The 15,291-nt window shown below is 75.9% G+C and carries 15 protein-coding genes and 1 pseudogene; 7 read left to right on the top strand and 9 right to left on the bottom strand.

Features of this window, described 5'->3' with window-relative positions:
* Nucleotides 1-20: 20 nt before the first annotated feature.
* A complete protein-coding gene (gene glpK / locus ACFY3U_RS22860) occupies nucleotides 21-1,505 on the bottom strand; it encodes a glycerol kinase GlpK (protein ID WP_387205142.1) in 1,485 nt (494 codons plus the stop codon).
* Between the two features lie 64 nt (nucleotides 1,506-1,569).
* Between glpK and ACFY3U_RS22865 the strand changes: the two genes are divergently transcribed.
* Nucleotides 1,570-2,508 carry a ribose-phosphate diphosphokinase gene (locus ACFY3U_RS22865; RefSeq protein ID WP_387205145.1) on the top strand — a complete coding sequence of 313 codons (939 nt, stop codon included), beginning with the start codon at nucleotides 1,570-1,572 and terminating at the stop codon, nucleotides 2,506-2,508.
* A 9-nt stretch (nucleotides 2,509-2,517) separates the two neighbouring features.
* On the opposite strand, the gene ACFY3U_RS22870 is transcribed toward ACFY3U_RS22865, so the two are convergent.
* Nucleotides 2,518-2,952, bottom strand: coding sequence for an ATP-binding protein (locus tag ACFY3U_RS22870; RefSeq protein WP_387205148.1), 435 nt, complete (start codon nucleotides 2,950-2,952; stop codon nucleotides 2,518-2,520).
* Between the two features lie 120 nt (nucleotides 2,953-3,072).
* Here ACFY3U_RS22870 and macS point away from each other — a divergent pair, with 120 nt between their 5' ends.
* Nucleotides 3,073-4,206, top strand: coding sequence for a MacS family sensor histidine kinase (gene macS, locus ACFY3U_RS22875; protein WP_387205151.1), 1,134 nt, complete (start codon nucleotides 3,073-3,075; stop codon nucleotides 4,204-4,206).
* A gap of 29 nt (nucleotides 4,207-4,235) precedes the next feature.
* On the top strand, nucleotides 4,236-4,880 hold the full coding sequence (locus ACFY3U_RS22880) for a response regulator (RefSeq protein WP_387205332.1): 645 nt from the start codon (nucleotides 4,236-4,238) through the stop codon (nucleotides 4,878-4,880).
* A gap of 2 nt (nucleotides 4,881-4,882) precedes the next feature.
* Here the strand turns inward: ACFY3U_RS22880 and ACFY3U_RS22885 are convergent, their stop codons facing one another.
* The 3 genes from ACFY3U_RS22885 to ACFY3U_RS22895 all read right to left on the bottom strand — a co-directional run bounded on the left by ACFY3U_RS22885 (nucleotide 4,883) and on the right by ACFY3U_RS22895 (nucleotide 7,321).
* Nucleotides 4,883-5,455, bottom strand: coding sequence for a DUF5709 domain-containing protein (locus tag ACFY3U_RS22885; protein ID WP_387205154.1), 573 nt, complete (start codon nucleotides 5,453-5,455; stop codon nucleotides 4,883-4,885).
* A gap of 73 nt (nucleotides 5,456-5,528) precedes the next feature.
* The gene (locus tag ACFY3U_RS22890; RefSeq protein WP_387205157.1) at nucleotides 5,529-6,269 is read right to left on the bottom strand and encodes an ATP-binding protein; all 741 of its coding nucleotides are present in this window, start codon (nucleotides 6,267-6,269) and stop codon (nucleotides 5,529-5,531) included.
* A 56-nt stretch (nucleotides 6,270-6,325) separates the two neighbouring features.
* A complete protein-coding gene (locus tag ACFY3U_RS22895) occupies nucleotides 6,326-7,321 on the bottom strand; it encodes an SDR family oxidoreductase (RefSeq protein ID WP_387205160.1) in 996 nt (331 codons plus the stop codon).
* Between the two features lie 231 nt (nucleotides 7,322-7,552).
* On the opposite strand from ACFY3U_RS22895, the gene ACFY3U_RS22900 reads away from it, so the two are divergent.
* Nucleotides 7,553-8,755 carry a glycosyltransferase gene (locus tag ACFY3U_RS22900; RefSeq protein WP_387205163.1) on the top strand — a complete coding sequence of 401 codons (1,203 nt, stop codon included), beginning with the start codon at nucleotides 7,553-7,555 and terminating at the stop codon, nucleotides 8,753-8,755.
* Here the strand turns inward: ACFY3U_RS22900 and ACFY3U_RS22905 are convergent.
* From ACFY3U_RS22905 to aroA, 4 genes and pseudogenes are all read right to left on the bottom strand, one after another.
* Nucleotides 8,710-9,649: pseudogene (locus ACFY3U_RS22905) on the bottom strand (hypothetical protein). The gene ACFY3U_RS22900 and the pseudogene ACFY3U_RS22905 sit on opposite strands and share 46 nt — an antisense overlap.
* Nucleotides 9,650-9,709: 60 nt before the next feature.
* Entirely contained in the window at nucleotides 9,710-10,528 is an 819-nt protein-coding gene (gene hisN, locus ACFY3U_RS22910) for a histidinol-phosphatase (RefSeq protein ID WP_387205166.1), read from the bottom strand.
* A 124-nt stretch (nucleotides 10,529-10,652) separates the two neighbouring features.
* Nucleotides 10,653-11,786, bottom strand: coding sequence for a ribosome small subunit-dependent GTPase A (gene rsgA, locus ACFY3U_RS22915; protein WP_387205169.1), 1,134 nt, complete (start codon nucleotides 11,784-11,786; stop codon nucleotides 10,653-10,655).
* Nucleotides 11,756-13,057: a 3-phosphoshikimate 1-carboxyvinyltransferase gene (aroA, locus tag ACFY3U_RS22920; RefSeq protein ID WP_387205172.1), complete on the bottom strand. Its 1,302-nt coding sequence runs from the start codon at nucleotides 13,055-13,057 to the stop codon at nucleotides 11,756-11,758. Before aroA ends, rsgA begins: the two co-directional genes overlap by 31 nt.
* 101 nt (nucleotides 13,058-13,158) lie before the next feature.
* On the opposite strand from aroA, the gene ACFY3U_RS22925 reads away from it, so the two are divergent.
* The 3 genes from ACFY3U_RS22925 to ACFY3U_RS22935 all read left to right on the top strand — a co-directional run bounded on the left by ACFY3U_RS22925 (nucleotide 13,159) and on the right by ACFY3U_RS22935 (nucleotide 15,146).
* A complete protein-coding gene (locus ACFY3U_RS22925; RefSeq protein WP_387205175.1) occupies nucleotides 13,159-13,857 on the top strand; it encodes an SOS response-associated peptidase in 699 nt (232 codons plus the stop codon).
* Between the two features lie 201 nt (nucleotides 13,858-14,058).
* Nucleotides 14,059-14,451: a WhiB family transcriptional regulator gene (locus tag ACFY3U_RS22930; protein ID WP_387205178.1), complete on the top strand. Its 393-nt coding sequence runs from the start codon at nucleotides 14,059-14,061 to the stop codon at nucleotides 14,449-14,451.
* A gap of 80 nt (nucleotides 14,452-14,531) precedes the next feature.
* A complete protein-coding gene (locus ACFY3U_RS22935; RefSeq protein ID WP_387205180.1) occupies nucleotides 14,532-15,146 on the top strand; it encodes an alpha/beta family hydrolase in 615 nt (204 codons plus the stop codon).
* The last annotated feature ends 145 nt before the right edge of the window (nucleotides 15,147-15,291 follow it).

Genomic DNA, 15,291 nt, shown 5'->3' on the forward strand with positions numbered 1-15,291 from the left:
CCGGCTCACGCCCGGGCCGGTCACTCCACCCAGTCCAGGGTGCGCGCCACCGCCTTGCGCCACTGGCGCAGCTCCCGCTCGCGGTGTTCCGGGTCCATCCGGGACGTCCAGTGCGCGTCGGAGCGCCACTGCTCCCGCAGGGTGTCCAGATCCGGCCAGAAGCCGACCGCCAGGCCGGCGGCGTACGCGGCGCCGAGGCAGGTGGTCTCGGTGATCCGGGAGCGGACCACCGGCACGTCCAGCACGTCGGCGAGGAACTGCATCAGCAGCCCGTTCGCGGTCATCCCGCCGTCCACCCGCAGCCGGCGCAGCGCCACGTCCGAGTCGGCGTCCATCGCGTCGACCACCTCGCGGGTCTGCCAGGCGGACGCCTCCAGCACCGCGCGGGCCAGGTGCCCCTTGGTGATGTAGCCGGTCAGCCCGGCGATCACCCCCCGGGCGTCGCTGCGCCAGTGCGGCGCGAACAACCCGGAGAAGGCCGGTACGACGTAGCAGCCGCCGTTGTCGTCCACGGTGGCCGCCAGCTCCTCCACCTCGGCGGCGCTGGCGATCAGCCCGAGATTGTCCCGCAGCCACTGCACCAGCGAGCCGGTGACCGCGATCGCCCCCTCCAGGGCGTACGCGGCGGGCTGCCCGTCGATCCGGTACGCGACGGTGGTGAGCAGCCCGTGCCGGGACACCACCGGGCTGGCGCCGGTGTTGAGCAGCAGGAAGCTGCCGGTGCCGTAGGTGCACTTCGCCTCGCCCGGGCGGAAGCAGGTCTGCCCGAACAGGGCAGCCTGCTGGTCGCCGAGCGCGCTGGCCACCGGCACCCCGTCGAGCACCCCGCCGGCGGTGCCGTAGACCTCGGCCGAGGAGCGGATCTCCGGCAGCATCGCGGCCGGCACGCGCAGCGCGTCGAGCAGCTCGGGGGACCAGTCCAGGGTCTCCAGGTCCATCAGCATGGTGCGGCTGGCGTTGGTCACGTCGGTGACGTGCCGGCCGGTCAGCTTCCAGATCAGCCAGCTGTCCATGGTGCCGAAGAGCACCTCGCCCCGCTCGGCCCGCTCGCGCAGGCCGTCGGTGTGGTCCAGCAGCCAGCGCAGCTTGGGGCCGGCGAAGTAGGTGGCCAGGGTCAGGCCGGTGCGGGCGCGCAGCCCCTCCTCGCCGTACGACTCGGCCAGCTCGCGCAGCAGCGGCCCGGTGCGGGTGTCCTGCCAGACGATCGCCGGGGCCACCGGACGCCCGGTGGCGCGGTCCCAGACCACGGTCGTCTCCCGCTGGTTGGTGATGCCGACCGCGGCCAGTCCCCGCGGGTCGGTGCCGGCGTCGGCCAGCGCGTCCCGCACCACCTGCTGGACGTTCTCCCAGATCTCCTCGGCGTCGTGCTCCACCCAGCCGGGCCGGGGAAAGACCTGCCGGTGCTCCCGCTGCGCCACCGAGACGATCTCACCCGCCCGGTCGAAGACGATGCACCGCGAGGAGGTGGTGCCCTGGTCGATGGCGGCGACGTACTCTCCGGTCATGGCGGCACCGTACCCGGCCCGGGCGCGCCCCGAGAACCGTGCCGCTTCGCCTACCATCGGCACCGTGCGCGACATCGCCGTGTTCAGCGGAACCGCCCATCCCGAGCTGGCCGCCGAGATCTGTGCCCACCTCGACGTCCCGCTGCACCCGGTACGGGTCTCCCGGTTCGCCAACGACTGCCTGGAGGTGCAGCTGCGGGCGAACTGCCGGGAGCGGGACGTCTTCCTGATCCAGCCGCTGGTGCCGCCGGTGCAGGAGCACCTGGTCGAGCTGCTGCTGATGATCGACGCCGCCCGGGGCGCGTCGGCCGGCCGGATCACGGTGGTGCTGCCGCACTACGCGTACGCCCGCTCGGACAAGAAGGACGCGCCGCGGATCTCGATCGGCGCCCGGCTGGTGGCCGACCTGCTCACCTCGGCGGGAGCCCACCGGGTGCTGGCGATGACCCTGCACTCGCCGCAGGTGCACGGCTTCTTCAGCGTCCCGGTCGACCATCTGCACGCGCTGCGCGAGCTGGCCCGGCACTTCCGGGGCCACGACCTGAGCAACACCGTGGTGGTCTCGCCGGACCTGGGCAACGCCAAGGAGGCGGCGGCGTTCGCCCGGTTGCTGGGCACCCCGGTCGCGGCCGGGGCGAAGCAGCGGTTCAGCGACGACCGGGTCACCATCAGCACGGTGATCGGTGAGGTCGCCGACCGGGACGTGATCGTGCTGGACGACGAGATCGCCAAGGGCAGCACGGTTATCGAGCTGATGGGGCACCTGCGCAAGCGGGAGGTCCGGTCGATCCGGCTGGCCTGCACGCACGGCCTCTTCTCCGGCGACGCGCTGGAGCGGCTCAGCGCCGAGGAGGGGGTGCTGGAGATCATCTGCACCAACACCGTGCCGATCCCGCAGGAGAAGCGGGTGCCCAAGCTGGAGGTGCTGTCGGTGGCGCCGGCGCTGGCCGAGGCGATGCGCCGGATCCACAACGGCGAGTCGGTCAGCGCCCTGTTCGGCTGATCGTCGCGCTCAGTGGACCGTCGCGCTGATCCGGACGGTGGTGCCGGCCGCGCCGCTGTCCACCTCCATCGCGTCGCTGAGCTCCCGGGCCAGCCAGAGGCCCCAGCCGCCGGCGGTGTCCGGGGCCGGTCGGGCCCGGTCGCTCAGCCGGGAGGTGCTGATCCCGTTGCCGTGGTCGGAGACCTCGCAGACCAGCTTCCCGGGCCGGTTCCAGAGGCGCAGCCAGCCCCGGCCGCCGCCGTGCCGCACCGCGTTGGTGATCAGCTCGTTGACCGCGAGCACGAAGTCGTCCAGCCGTTGGCCCCTCAACCCCGAGGAGTGCGCGCACGAGGTGACCGAGTGCCGTAGCTCGGTCACCTGGGCCTGGTCGAAGGCCTCGGCGATGAGGAGGGAAGGTTCGATGGGCACAACCGTACGCGGTGTTGGCAGTTCGGCGTTTGTCATGGCCCTGTCCCGACAGCGCGTCTCGGGGTTATTCGCGCCATTTCCACCGTACGTCAGGGTTCTCCGGAGCGCACCCGGCGGACCCCCGCCCCACCGGGCGACTGTGGCATGGTGACCGCCATGCCGTCGCCGCCGGGTGGGTTCGAGGTGCCGCTCTGGCGCTCGGTCGCGGTGTTCCGCTTCGCCTCCCTGGCGTACGTCGGGCTGGTGGTGGTCCGCGACGCCGGCCGGTACGCTCACCCGCTCGCCGCCGGGGCGGTGCTGCTGGCCATGCTGGCCTGGTCCGGGGTGACCGCCGCCGGCTATCCCCGCCCCGCCACCCGCCGCTGGCCGCTGCTCCTGGTCGACCTGGGCGTCGTGCTCGCCGTGCTCGCCGTCACGCCCTGGGTGGTCGGCCGGGCGGCGCTGGCCGGCGGGGCGCCGACCCTGGCGGTGGTCTGGGAGGGCGGGCCGGTGCTGGCCTGGGCGGTCTCCGGCGGCCGGCGGCGGGGGGCGATCGCCGCGCTGGTGGTCGGCCTGGCCGACCTGGCCAGCCGGGGCCGGCTCGGCACCTCCTCGCTGACCGGGCTGATCCTGCTGCTGCTCGCCGGGGTGGTGGTGGGGCACGTGGCGCGACTGGCGGTGACCGCCGAGGAGCGGCTGCAGCGCGCGGTGCAGCTGGAGGCGGCGGCCCGGGAGCGGGACCGGCTGGCCCGCGGTATCCACGACTCGGTGCTGCAGGTGCTGGCGCTGGTGCAGCGGCGCGGCGCCGACCTGGACGGCGAGGCCGGTGAGCTGGCCCGGCTCGCCGGCGAGCAGGAGGCGGCGCTGCGGGCGCTGATCGCCGGGGCCGGTCCGGGGCCGGCGGCGGGCACGCTGGACCTGCGATCCCTGCTCGCCCCGCGCCCCGGGGTGCAGGTCTCCGCGCCGGCCACCCCGGTGCCGCTGCCCGCGGGGACCGCCCGGGAGCTGGCCGCGGCGGTGGCGGCGGCGCTGGACAACGTGGACCGGCACGGCGGCGGCCGGGCCTGGGTGCTGGTGGAGGACGAGGGGGACTCGGTGACGGTGTCGGTGCGGGACGACGGCCCGGGGATGACCGCGGGACGGCTGGCCGAGGCGGCCCGGCAGGGGCGGCTCGGCGTCGCCCAGTCCATCCGCGGCCGGGTCGCCGATCTCGGCGGTCGGGTCCGGGTGGTCTCGGCGCCGGGCGAGGGCACCGAGGTCGAGCTGGTGGTGCCCCGCCCGCGGCCGGCGGGGCGGGAGGGATCGCGGTGACCGGGCAGGAGCGGCCGGTGATCCGGGTGATGGTGGTGGACGACCACCCGATGTGGCGCGAGGGGGTGGCCCGGGATCTCACCGAGGCCGGCCACCAGGTGGTGGCCACCAGCGGCGAGGGGCGGCAGGCGGTCCGGGTGGCCGCCGCCGCGCGCCCCGACGTGGTGGTGCTCGACCTGCAACTGCCGGACGTGTCCGGGGTGGAGGTGATCCACGGCCTGCGCGCGGCGCTGCCCGAGGTGCGGGTGCTGATGCTGTCGGCCAGCGGCGAGCAGCAGGGCGTGCTGGACGCGGTGAAGGCCGGCGCCACCGGCTACCTGGTGAAGTCGGCCGCCCCCGCGGAGTTCCTGGACGCGGTGCGCCGGACCGCCGCCGGTGAGCCGGTCTTCACGCCGGGCCTGGCCGGGCTGCTGCTCGGCGAGTACCGGCGGCTGGCAGCCGCTCCGGCGCCCGGCGCGCCGGCCCGGAACGACGGCGCACCCCGGCTCACCGAGCGGGAGACCGAGGTGCTGCGTCTGGTCGCGAAGGGGCTGTCGTACCGGCAGATCGCCGAGCGGCTCGAGCTGTCCCACCGCACGGTGCAGAACCACGTGCAGAACACGCTGGGCAAGCTCCAGCTGCACAACCGGGTCGAGCTGACCCGGTACGCGATCGAGCGCGGGCTGGACGGCTGAGCTCAGCGTGCCGCCGGCGGCTCCGTCTCGTGGATGGCCAGCTCCTCGGCGGTGGCCCCGCCGCCGGCCGCGCCCGCGTCGTACGCGACGTTGTCGGTCTCCACGTCGGTGTGCGCGCCCTCGTCCGGCTCGACCAGCCGGCCGACGGTGGCGTCGGCGACCGTGCCGAGCTGACCGTGGTCGTAGATGGAGACCGGGGAGTTCGGGTCCGAGGTGGGGCCCGGGTCGAGCACGTCGGCGTCGAGCTGCGCCTGGGCGGCGGCCTCCTCGTTGTCCGCCTCGGCCGCGATCTCCGGGTCGACCGGGCCGGCCAGCGGGTCGTCGGCGGCCCGCTCGTACTGCTCGCGGTCGAGCTTGTAGTCCAGCGACTCGCCGTCGAGCTGCTCGTCGGCGGTGGTGCCGAAGTCGTCCACGGCCACCGGCGTCCGGTCGCCCGGCAGCTGGGCCGGATCCGGACCGTCGGCCTCGCGGCCGGTCAGCACGTCGTCGTTGGCGGTCGAGTCGTCGTCGGCGGTGTCGGGCAGGCCGAGGGACTCGGGGTCGGAAACGGGGGTCGGGAACTCGTCGTCGCGCATGGCTGAGCACTACCCACTGCGCGGGGCGGGGTAACCGGAGCCGGGGCCCGCGATCGGGAGGAAACGGGACGAGTCAGCCCGATTGGGCGGTCTCGTCCGCGGCGTACAGCACGCACCAGACCACCTTGCCGTCCGGCACCGGCGTGCTGCCCCAGCGGCGGGCCACCGTGTCGATCAACAGCAGGCCACGGCCGCCGGCCGAGTTCAGCGGGGCCAGCCCGGCGTACGCCGGCTGCCGGGGGGAGTGGTCGCGAACCGCGATGTGCAGCCCGGAGCCCCGCGGCGCCAGCCGGACGGTCATCGGTGTCCGGGCGTGCGCCACCACGTTGTTCACCATCTCGGTCACCGCGATCGCGCCCGGCTCGGCCAGCTCCGGCACGCCCCACCGGGCGCAACCGGAGGCCACCAGCTCGCGGGCCGTCCGGGCCGCGCCGACCGCCGGCGCGAGGTCCGCGATGAGCACCGCCGCCATCGGCGTACGTGCCAACGCGGCGGTCGCCTCCTCGGTGCCCGGCAGGATCGACAGCTCGTCCGCCCCGACCCCGGTGAGCGCGCCGGCCGGATCGACCACCAGCAGGTCCGCGGCGGGCCAGTCGGCGACGGTGCGCCGCACCTGCGCCAGCATCCGGCCGGCGGCGGGGCCGGCCGGGCGCAGCCGGGACACGTCCACCACGATCGGGCCGGGCCGGTCGCAGAGCCGTTCGAGCAGCGCGTCCCGGACCCGGTCGGCGGCGGCGTCGTCGAGCACCCCGCTCAGCCGGACGACCGCGGAGGAGTCGTCCGCCGCCAGCAGGTACCGGGCATCCGTCGGCATGATCGTCCCATTGTGCCTGCCGGGCGCCGGGCGCGCATCCGGCCGCTCCGGGCCACTCATCGCCGGTCCGTCCGGGACCGCCGGGTCATCGCGGCCATCGTGCCCACCGCGGTGCCGGCGGCGGCCAACCCGAAGGCGGCGGTCACCCGGACCAGTTGCCGCCGCCGGCCGTGCCAGTCGCCCGCTCCCGGTGCCGCGGCGTCCCCGGCGAACACGTTCCCCACGCTGTCCGCCGCGCCGCCCGGGCCGAACTGGGTGCGGTGCGCGTACCAGCCGAGCACCCGCTCGGCCACCGCCGGGGCGAGCCGCCACTGCAGGCCGATCAGCCGCGCCGCGCCGCCCGCGTACGCCTCCCGCCGGGGCCGGCGCAGCAGCCGGACGATCGTCTCGGCCACCACCTCCGGCGGGTAGACCGGCGGGGGCGGGACGAGTTCCCGCCCCGTGTGGTTGCCGGTGTGCCGGAAGAACGGGGTGTCGATGGTGGCCGGCAGCACGGTGCAGATGGAGACGTTGCCCCGACCGGTCACCCGCAGCTCCTGGCGGACCGTGTCGGTCAGCCCGCGGATGCCGTGCTTGGTCGCGTTGTACGCCGACTGGTAGGGCATCGCCACCTCGGCCAGCACCGACGCGTTGTTGACCAGCACCCCGCCGCCGGACGCGCTCAGCCAGGGCAGCGCCGCCCGGGTCGCGTACGCCGTGCCGAGCAGGTTGACCTCGACCACCCGGCGGAACTCCGCCACCGGGATCTCGTCGAAGAGCCCCACCGCGCTCACCGCGGCGTTGTTCACCCAGCCGTCCAGGTGCCCGAACTCGGCCGCCGCCCGGGCGGCCAGCGCCTCCAGGGACGCCGGGTCGGTGACGTCGGTGGGCACCGCCAGGGCCCGCCCGCCCAACTCCCGGCAGCGCCGGGCGACCTCCTCCAGGGCGGCCTCGCTGCGGGCGGCGAGCACCACCGCGGTGCCGTGGCGGGCCAGGGCGTACGCGGTCGCGGTGCCGATCCCGCTGGAGGCGCCGGTGACCACCACGGTGGCATCGGTCAGGCTGCGGGTCATCGGCATTCTCCAGCGGTACCCCCGGGCGGGTGCGGTCATGCCGGCGGGCCCGGCCCAATCGGCGGGCGGCACCCCAGCGAGGGGGTGTCGTCCGGCACACCGCCGAGGCGACGGCATCGGCCGGTCCGCGGCCGGGTGCCGCCAAGGTGTCAGGTTTCGGCTCGTCGGAGCGCGGTTAATGGGACGCTCTGAGCGGAGGACCTTCCCTCGCAGATCGCATGGAGGTGCACCATGCGCGTCGGCCTCGTCTGCGCGCACGCCGGCCCGTCCCGGTACGCGGAAAGTTCAGCAGTCGGCACCCACGAGCACATCGCCCGGGTCGCCGCGGAGCTGGCCGGCCGCGGCCACGACGTCCGCGTGTACGAGCGCCGCGACGACCCGGCCCTGCCGGAGAGCGTCGCGGTGGACGGCTACCAGGTCCTGCGCGTGCCGGTCGGGCCGGCGCGACCGACGCCCACCGCCGAGCTGGTCGCCTACGTCGCCGAGTACGGCCGCTGGCTGGCCGAGCGCTGGGCGGGGGAGTGGACGCCGGACGTGGTCCACGGGCACTACTGGATCGGTGGCCTGGCCGCCGCGCACGCGGTTCGCGAGACGGACATCCCGGTGGTGCAGACCTTCCACTCGCTCGGCGTCGAGCAGCTGCGCCACCTCGGCCGCGAGTACGACGGCCCGGGCGAGCGGATCCCGCTGGAGCGGGCGTTGACCCGGGCGGTGGACATCGCGGTGGCCCAGTGCAACGACGAGGTCGACGAGCTGACCCGGATGGGTCTGCAACGCACCTCGGTGGCGATGGTGCCGACCGGCGTGGACACCGCGCAGTTCCACCCCGACGGCGAGGCCGCCCCGCGCGATCGGCGGGCCCGGATCCTCTCCGTCGGCGGGCTCTCGCCCGCGCACGGCCAGGAGGACCTGATCCGGGCGATGCGCCTGGTCGGGGACGCCGAGCTGGTGATCGCCGGCGGGCCGCCCCCGGAGCAGCTCGGCACCCACGCGGAGGCCCGCCGGCTGCGCGAGCTGGCCGAGCGGACCGGGGTGGCCGGTCAGGTGCGGCTGGTCGGGGCGGTGCCGCACGACCAGATGGCCACCTGGTACCGCTCCGCGGACGTGGTCGCCTGCACCCCGCACTACGCGGCGGCCGGCCGGGTGTCGCTGGAGGCGATGGCCTGCGGCGTGCCGGTGGTCGGCTACGCGATGGGCGGGATCGCCGACGCGGTGGTGGACGAGGTGACCGGCAAGCTGGTGCCGCCGGGCGACGTTCGGACGCTGGGTGTGACGCTGCGCCGGCTGCTGGCCGACAACGCGGGCCGGTTCGCGTACGGGCACGCCGCGGTGGACCGGGTCCGGTGCAGCTACACCTGGGAGCGGACGGCGGGCGCCCTGGAGCGCCTCTACGAGCGGGTGGTGCTCCGGCGCAAGCCGGTCGAGGCGGCCTGAGCGCGGGCGGGCCGCCGGTCGGGCGGCGGGTCAGCTCCGCTGGGCGGCCGCGGTGGCGGCCAGGGCCGCGCGTTCCCGGGCTCGGGCCCGGGTGTGGTGGTGCTGCGGCTCGGCGTACCGGGTCAGCCCGATCACCGCGGTCAGGGTGACCAGGAAGCCAACCGCGGCGAGCCACTCCCGGCCGGGCCAGATCTTGTCGTTGAGCAGCAGCAGCCCGACGATCGCCGCGGGCACCGCCCCGGCGGCGTCCATCGCGGCGACCGCCGCGGTCGTGGAGCCGCGCTGCATGGCCAGGCCGAGCAGCAGCTGCCCGACGATCGAGTGGGCGATCAGCAGGTAGAGCAGCGGGTCCCGGACCAGCGCCTCGATCGACCCGACCGAGGCGAGCGGCCGGGCCGCCACCGCGGCCGCCGAGAAGGCCAGCCCGGCGAGCGAGCCGAGCGCCACCGAGCCGGGTGAGCCGTGCAGGCGCACCGCGAAGCAGCCGAGCACCGCGATGCCGACCAGCGCGGCGGCCAGGGTGATCACGCCGGCCAGGCCCAGGGCCTTGGACGGGGCCGGCTCGGCCGAGAGCACCAGCGCGGTGATCCCGCCGAACAGCAGCGCCAGCAGCGCCACCTCGGCGGCCGGCAGCCGCCACTTGAGCACCACCACCCCGAGCAGCGCGGTCACCCCGAGCCCGGCGGCCACGCTGGCCTGGACCAGGAACAACGGCAGGTCCCGGCGGGCCAGGAAGGCCAGCACGAAGCCGGTGACCTGGCAGAGCAGCCCGATCAGGTACGTCCGGTGGCCGGCCAGCCGCAGCAGCAGGCCCGGATCGAAGGTGTGGTGCACGGTGGTCCGCGCGGCGGCGACCGACTGCAGCATGTTGGCCACGCCGTACGCGACGATCATCGCCGCGAGGAAGCACCAGCCGGAGGACACCACGTGGCGAGGATAGAGGGTGTCGGGGGTTCAGCGCGCGGTCGGCCGACCCAGCCGGGCCAGGATGTCGGGGTGCAGCGGACCGTTGGTGGCGACCGCGCTGACCTCCGTCGAGCCGTCCCCGCCAGGGGCGGGACGACCGGCCAGATCGGTGAACGAGCCGCCCGCCGCGGTGACGATCGGCACCAGCGCGGCCACGTCCCACAGGGACAGCTCCGGCTCCACCATCACGTCGAGTGCGCCCTCCGCCAGCAGCATGTAGCCGTAGAAGTCGCCGTACGCCCGGCTGCGCCAGGTGTCCCGCATCAGCTGGAGCATCGCGTCCAGCCGGCCGGCCGCCTCCCAGCCGGTGAGCGAGGAGTAGCAGAGGCTGGCGTCCGCCAGGTCGCGCACCGCGGACACCCGGATCGGCTCGCCGGAGGCGGCGTCCGGCCCGGCGTACGCGTCCCCGTCGACCGCTCCCCACCAGCGCCGGCCGAGCGCCGGGGCGGACACCAGGCCGACCACCGGGCGGTCGCCCTCGAGCAGGGCGATCAGGGTGGCCCAGACCGGGACGCCACGGACGAAGTTCTTCGTGCCGTCGATCGGGTCGACGATCCAGCGGCGGCCACCGGGCCCGGCGGCCGGCTGCGCGCCGTACTCCTCGCCGAGCAGCCCGTCGTCCGGCCGGTGGGTGGCCAGCAGGGCACGGATCCCACGCTCCACCGCGGTGTCCGCGTCGGAGACCGGGGTCAGGTCCGGCTTGGCCTCCACCCGCAGGTCCAGCGCCCGGAAGCGGGCCGTCGAGATGGCGTCGGCGGCGTCGGCGAGCCGGTGGGCGAGGGCGATGTCGTCGGCGTACCCGGTCATGGCAGCAAACGGTAGCGACGCCGGCCGGGCCACCCACCGGCGGCCCGCGTCGAAGGGCCGCCCCGGCCGCCCGGCACCGCGCCGGCCCCGCGGCGAGGCCGGGTGGTCGGGCACCGGCCGGTTGTCACGAGCCGGCGAGCGGGTCGCCGGGGTTGCGCTCCGGCTCCCCGTGCGGGTCGCCCTCGCCGGCCCGGGAGGCCAGCAGCCGCCGGTACGACGCCAGCCGGCGCTGGTCGGCCCGGCCCGCGGTCACCCAGGCGTCCAGCGCGCAGTCCGCCTCGTCGGCGGTGTGCGGGCAGTTCGGCGGGCAGTCCACCGTCCCCTCGACCAGGTCGGGGAAGCCGTGCAGCAGGCTGTCGGCGGAGACGTGGGCCAGCCCGAAGCTGCGGATCCCCGGGGTGTCGATGATCCAGCCCGGGTCGCCGTCCGCCCCCGGCGTGGCCGGCAGCCGCAGCGCCACCGCGCTGGTGGAGGTGTGCCGGCCGCGGCCGATCGCGCTGACCACGCCGACCGCCCGGGCGGCCTCCGGGACCAGCCGGTTGACCAGCGTCGACTTGCCCACCCCGGAGTGCCCGACCAGGACGGAGATCCGCCCGGCGAGCAGCGCCCGCAGCGCCTCCAGGTCGGCGCCCGGCCGGATCAGCACGTACGGCAGCTCCAGCTCCGCGTAGTAGCCGACCACCGCCTCCGGGCCGGCCAGGTCGGCCTTGGTCAGGCAGAGCAGCGGCTCGACGCCGGCGTCGTACGCGGCCACCAGGCAGCGGTCGATGAACCCGGTGCGCGGCGGCGGGTCGGCCAGCGCGCTGACGATCACCAGCTGGTCGGCGTTGGCGACCACCACCCGTTCCAGCCGCCCCTCGGCGGTGGTCTCGTCGTCGTCGGCGGTGCGCCGCAGCACCGAGCGGCGCTCGGCGATCCGGACGATCCGGGCCAGCGCGCCCTCCGCACCGGAGGTGTCGCCGACCAGCCCGACCCGGTCGCCGACCACCACCGACTTGCGCCCCAGCTCGCGGGCGCGCATCGCGGTGATCGTCGGGTCGTCGGGGCCGGAGTCGGGTCGGACGCAGGTGTAGCGCCCCCGGTCGACGGCGATCACGAAGCCGTCCACCGCGTCGGCGTGCCGCGGCCTGGTCCGGGTGCGTGGCCGCGAGGACCTGCCGGGCCGGACCCGTACGTCGTCCTCGTCGTACTCCCGCCGCTTGGTCGCCAGGACCGCCCCCTCGTCCGTCAGCTCTTGCCGGTCACCATCGCCGACCATAGTGCCGGAAACTCCGGCATGGTCTTCGCGGTGCACGACACGTCGTCCACCTCGATGCCGGGGACGGCCAGCCCGGCCACCGCGGCGGCGTGCGCCATCCGGTGGTCGGCGTACGTGCGGAAGGTGCCGCCGCGCAGCGGGCGGGGCCGGATCTCCAGCCCGTCGGCGGTCTCGGTGAGGTCGGCGCCGAGCGCGGTGAACTCCCGGGCCAGCGCGGCGATCCGGTCGGTCTCGTGGCCGCGGATGTGCGCGATGCCGGTGAACACCGACGGCGAGTCGGCCAGCATGGCCAGCGCGGTCAGCGCCGGGGTCAGCTCGCTGACGTCGGAGAGGTCGGCGGTCAGCCCGTGCACCGTGCCGGTGCCGCGGACGGTCAGCCCGGCGGTGCCGAGGGTGACCTCGCCGCCCATCCGGTGCAGCAGCGAGCGCAGCTGCTCGACCGGCTGGGCGCTGCTGCGCGGCCAGCCCTGCAGCGTTACCTCGCCCCCGGTGACCAGCGCGGCGGCGAAGAACGGGACGGCGCCGGAGAGATCCGGCTCGATCTCCCAACCGCGGCCGGCGAGCCGGCCGGGCTCCACCGTCCACACGTCGGGCTCGCTGTCGTCGACCGCGGCGCCGGCGGCCCGGAGCATCTGCACGGTCATCCGCAGGTGGGGCGCCGAGGGCACCGGCGGCCCCTGGTGCCGGACCACCAAGCCGCGGTCGAAGCGTGCCCCGGCGAGCAGCAGCCCGGAGACCAGCTGGCTGGAGGCGGAGGCGTCGATCACCACCTCGCCGCCGGTGATCCGGCCCTCGCCGAGCACCACCAGCGGCAGGCTGCCGGTGGCCGGGGCGTCGATCCGGACGCCGAGCGCGCGCAGCGCGCCGATGAGCGGGCCCAGCGGGCGGACCCGGGCCTGCGGGTCGCCGTCGAAGGTGACCCGGCCGGAGGCCAGGCCGGCGACCGGCGGCACGAAGCGCATCACCGTGCCGGCCAGCCCGACGTCGACGTGCGCGGGGCCGACCAGCGGGTGCGGTCGGAGCAGCCAGCGCTCGTCGTCGGAGACGGAGACGTGTGCCCCCAGCGCGCGCAGGCCGCCGGCCATCAGCTCGGTGTCCCGGGCGCGCAGCGGCCCGTGCAGGGTCGACGGGCCGCCGGCCAGGGCGCTGAGCACGAGCGCGCGGGCGGTCATCGACTTGGAGCCCGGCAGGCGCAGCGTCGCCGCCACCGGATCGCTGGCGGTCGGTGCGGTCCACGGCAGTGGCGGCCGGGTCGCGCTCGGATTCCCCACGATGACATTCTGCCAAGTTCTCCGGTCGGCGGACCGTCCGCCCGCCGGACTCCCGGTTGGCGGGACAGCCGGGGGGCCCGCGGGGCGTTAGCGTGGACGCCATGTGCGGGAGGTACGCGACGACCCGGAGCGCGGGCGACCTGAGCGCCCTGTTCGAGTCGTACGACGAGACCGACGGCCGGCTGGGCCCGGACCACAACGTCGCGCCCACCGACCCGGTGCCGCTGGTCCGGGTCGATCCCGAGCGCGGCCGGGTGCTCTCGACGGGCCGGTGGGGGTTGCTGCCGCACTGGTCCCGCTCCGCCGCGGGTGCCGCCCGGATGATCAACGCGCGCGCCGAGACGGTCGCCACCAGCCGGGCGTACGCCGGCTCGTTCGCCCGGCGCCGCTGCCTGGTGCCGGCCGACGGCTGGTACGAGTGGGTGCGGCTGCCCGACGGCGGCCGGCAGCCCTACTTCATGACCCCGCGGGACGGCTCGGTGCTGGCGTTCGCCGGCATCTGGTCGTCCTGGGAGTCGCTGCTCACCTTCAGCGTGCTGACCACCGCGGCGACGGGTGAGTTGGCGCAGGTGCACGACCGGATGCCGCTGCTGCTGCCCCGGGAGCGCTGGGCCGACTGGCTCGCCCCGGCCGAGGAACCGGGGGCGCTGCTGGCGCCGCCGTCACCGGGCTGGTTGGCGGGGCTGGAGATCCGCCCGGTCGGTCGGGGCGTCGGCGACGTCCGCAACGACGGGCCGGAGTTGGTGCGCCGGGTGCCGCTGCCGGCGCGGCGCGACGAGGAGGAGCTGACGCTTTTCTGAGGACGACTCGGGCGACATTGTCGCGTACCAATTGCCAGAGTTCCGGGGGAAACGTCTCCCGGACCTTCGGTCATCTTTCTGGCACCCCCTTGTCTCCGACAGCGCCGGTGCGATAGAACACAGCGCCGGCACTGGGAGCGTCTTCGCGCGGGGCGAGCGACGCCCGTCGATCTTGCCGGTCCCACGGGGGAGGTGGGTGTGATGACCCGGGCACGTTTGCCCCGTCCGCACGAGGTGGCCGCCGCACGACGGGATCCGCGACTGTTGCGGGCGTTGCGCGAGCGTCGGCACGACGACGCCTGGCGGACCAGAGGAACCTGTCAGAGCGTCGATCCGGAGACCTTCTTTCCGGCGCCGAACGAGCCGGCCGACGCGGCGGTGGCCCTGTGCCGCGGCTGCGACGTGCAGGGCTCCTGCCTGGCCTGGGCGCTGGAGGTGGGCGACTGCCACGGCGTGTGGGGCGGCACCACGCCACGCGAGCGGCGGGCCATGCTGGTGGCCTGGCGCAGCGAGGTGGAGCCCGACCCGGACGCGGCCAGCGACGCCGGCCCGCCGGTGCGGGACCGCCTGCTCACCCTGGTGCCGCTGAGCTGACCGCTCCGGCGCGCCCGAGCTGATCGCCCGTCCGCGCGGCACGTCGCCTGGGTGGTGGCGTCGGCGCGCAGAATGGCGCGGTGGCGCATACCGACGACCTGGAGACCCCGCGCGGGCCGGCCCGGCTGGTGACCGACCTGCCGGCCGGCCCGGCGGCCGCCCTGCTGGTGCTCGGGCACGGCGCCGGCGGTGACGTCGACGCGCCCGATCTGCTGGCGGTCCGCGACGCCGCGCTCGCCGCCGTTGTCGCGGTGGCCCGGGTGACCCAGCCGTACCGGGTGGCCGGGCGTCGGGCGCCGGCCCCGGCCGGGCACCTCGACGAGGCGTGGACGGCGGTGCTGGGCGTGCTGCGCGCCCGGCACCCGGGCCTGCCGCTGATCGTCGGCGGCCGGTCCAGCGGCGCCCGGGTCGCCTGCCGGACGGCACGTGCGGTCGGCGCGGCCGGGGTGGTGGCGCTGGCGTTCCCGCTGCACCCGCCGGGTCGGCCGGAGCGCTCCCGGGCGGACGAGCTGCGCACCGGGCTGCCGACGCTGGTGGTCAACGGGGACCGGGATCCCTTCGGCGTGCCCGCCGGCGGCGGCTCGGTGACCGTGCTGGTCCGGCCCAGCGAGCGGCACGACCTGCGCCGCGACCCGGCGGGGGTGGCGGCGGCGGTGCTCGATTGGCTGCGGGCCCGGGGTTGGGCGGCCGGCTGACCCGCCGGAAACGGCCCGGCGGGCGCTGCGACGCGGCCGACGGACCGTTTCCGGCCCCGGACGCGCCTCGTTGCATCGAATGGTGTCGGCCGCCCGGTTCGGGTGGTCGGGACCGTCCCTCCCAGGCCCTTCCTGGTCCCAGCCC

Source organism: Micromonospora sp. NPDC000089, assembly GCF_042899365.1.
Lineage (GTDB): Bacteria > Actinomycetota > Actinomycetes > Mycobacteriales > Micromonosporaceae > Micromonospora.